Origin of the sequence: Vibrio sp. V08_P9A1T1, from assembly GCF_963874405.1 — a bacterium.
Classification (GTDB): domain Bacteria; phylum Pseudomonadota; class Gammaproteobacteria; order Enterobacterales; family Vibrionaceae; genus Vibrio; species Vibrio anguillarum.
On sequence record NZ_CAWNIB010000196.1, the window covers coordinates 1 to 2982 of the forward strand.

Genomic DNA, 2982 nt, shown 5'->3' on the forward strand with positions numbered 1-2982 from the left:
CAACGAGCTGATCTTTTCCGCGCCCTTACAGAGCACCGCAAAAACCAATTACTCAACCTATTTCCTGAACATCACAATAAAAGCTTCTCAATACTGTTTGAATTGATGGACTACCGAGAGCTCATCCGGCGCTATCCGAATACATTCGGTGAAGAGATAGCACATCTTGAGCAAGCCGTCAGCGAGTGTTATTCGCATTGGCTAGATTTCTGGTGTGAATGCGAAATTGCGGCTATAAAAACACTATTCCCTATCGAAGCGGATGCTCCTCCTCGTATCGAACTGCCACTTAAAGACTGTGCCTACCGTGGTTTTTTGATCGACCAGATAGAGGATTCTGAACTTTGGGTCACAACGCCCAGTCACCCGCAAAAAATGCCCATCAAAGATGCGATCACCTTGAGCAATCTTGAGCTATTTATTAAAGGCGAAAAGTGGTACGAGATGCTGCCTTTATTGTCCTTATCACAAAAAGGGAAGCACTTTGTTTTACTCAAGCATCCTAATAACGAAGCATCTCCCACACTGGTCGCTTCAATGTTGGTACAAAATTGGTCAGTAAATCAGACTTGGCTTAGTTACGCACAGCAATTCAGTAACGAACAGTGGCAGTTCTGCTTACCCGATCATGGCCACGATGCCTTGATGGAATTACAGCTTTTCAAACCAGCACTGCTAAAGTGCGACTCTCTCCCAGAATTCGATCATCAATTTCGGCGACAATTGGTTGATACGCGAGCAGTCTGTGAAGTGCTGCGTTTCACCGTCAGTGGCAACGCTCAGCAAAAGCTCTACTTCCTCTACCTTGCTCAAAAAAAATTCATGCAAGTAATGCATCAGCTAGGATACAAACTTGGTTTATTCGCTACTGCTCAATCTTTCATGCTCAATTTTTATCAAGCTGTTGACCCGAAAGCGTATTTCCATTGTGGAAATTGCGATCTGAATAACGACGGAGTAAAAACTTATCGTGGTTTCTGGAATTTCGAATCAATGGACCGCGTCTTCAGTGATGCCGATTTTCGTGACTATAAACATGCGGTTTCTCAAAGCAGAAAATACGATTTAATCAAAAGGGAAGAGTATGCTTGATTTCAGCTTAGAGCCAATTCTCTATCCTAAAGCGATAACGCTTATCGCAGCAGTAGCCATGGTGCTCGTTTGGTTAACTTACTATTGCTATCGTCTTAAGCAAAAAAATGAAATGATCTGGGGTACACGCCATGTCGCCTATATTGCTTATTCTCTTTTTATCATTGCATGGATAGGGAGTAATGCGTATTTCCATACTGATTGGCTAGCCGAGTTTGGCGCAGATAGAGCTATATTTATGGCCAAATTTGCCAACGTCGTATCATCCTTTGCGTTTGCTTTTGCTTACTATTTTTCATGTCAGCTATCTGCCGAGCAAAGAGGAGGCAGAATATACCTTTGGCAACAACTGTTTTTCATTGCCATAGTTATGTATTTCTTGGTCATTAATTTACAGCCTAACCTTACAGTCCGACATGTTGATATCGCTGGGCCGAGCAAATTTGTCATTGAGTTTGGGCCACACACACCATACTTTTTTAGTGCTCTACTTTGCGCCATGATAATGACACTGTTCAACTTGATCTCAATGCGAGCCAATAGCAGTAAGTTAACACTGGCCAAAACCAACTATATGATTGCAGGTATCCTGGTATACATGCTTTCAACGCTCATACTCCAAGTCGGAATTACCTTTTTCTTTCAAGATTTTTCACTCACTTGGCTACCTCCGGCACTCTCCATCAGCGAAATGATGTTTGTTGGCTATGCTCTTATCACTTCACGCTTCTACAGTGTGAAATACCTTGCTTACCTGTGTCTCAATACTGCGTTAGTATGTGGGGTTTTATTCATACCGCTCGGCGCAATCTTCATCCCTCTCACCGACAGCACCCAATGGCTGATTGCAATACCACTCTGTGCGCTTATTGGTATTGCTTGGAATCCACTCTACAAACGCTTGAGTCGTTACGCCTCTTTACTCATTTACGGCAATCAGCAGACTCCTGTAGAGCAAATTCTCGCTTTGGAAGACGATTTCAAGCGGTCAATTGATGATGCGATGCGCCGTTTAGGCCAGTTATTATACATCGCCGATGATAAGCTGCAGTTCGTTAATAGTAACTATAACGAAACCGTCTACGAACGTTACCTTTCATCCAAACAAACCGCACTAGTGTTTGATGAATTGTTTGAAAAATTAGACAACAAAACCGCGGCAAAAAACTCGATCAAAGCCCTTTATGACAAAATGAGCTCAAACAATACTGCGTTGGTTATGCCACTGTTTGGCCACAGCAAATTGGTCACACATTTATTAATCTCACCACACAAAATCAATAATCAGATGTTTTCTAATGAAGAAATCGCTGCACTTCAAACCTTGCTAACCCGAATACAAAGTATTATTGAAGCGGATAGACGTGTCTGCCAAAGTCGCGCATTAGCGAATTCAATTGCGCATGAAATGCGTAACCCGCTCGCTCAAGTACAATTACATTTTGAAATTTTAAAGCAACATATTGATAGTCAAGCGCCCGCACAACAAATTAAACAGGATATTGAGAACGGCCAAGCGGCTATTCAACGTGGGCGGCAGTTGATTGATATTATCTTGCGCGAGGTCAGCGATAGTTCACCTGAACACGAACCGATTACGATGACGTCGATCCACAAAGCCGTTGATCAGGCGGTCAGTCAATATGGCTTTGAGAACGAGAAAGTAATTGAGCGAATTCACTTACCACAACAAGATGACTTCGTAGCAAAACTTAATGAAACCTTATTCAACTTTGTTATTTTCAACTTGATTCGTAACGCAATTTATTATTTTGATTCCTACCCAAATAGCCAAATTGAGATCACAACTCAAATCGGTACTTATGAAAATATTTTAATCTTCAGAGATACAGGCCCGGGGATTGACGACGCCATTTCTTATAAGATTTT

Annotated in this window: 2 protein-coding genes; both read left to right on the top strand. The window is 42.1% G+C overall.

Translation table 11 applies throughout. The features are described from left to right. Window positions 1–1092, top strand: a 1092-nt coding sequence (locus tag AACT21_RS08325) for an acyl-homoserine-lactone synthase (RefSeq protein WP_094164332.1), incomplete at its 5' end; no start/stop codon positions are given. Next, the coding region (locus tag AACT21_RS08330; RefSeq protein WP_094164333.1) for a sensor histidine kinase at window positions 1085–2982 on the top strand (1898 nt) is incomplete at its 3' end. The genes AACT21_RS08325 and AACT21_RS08330, both read left to right, overlap by 8 nt.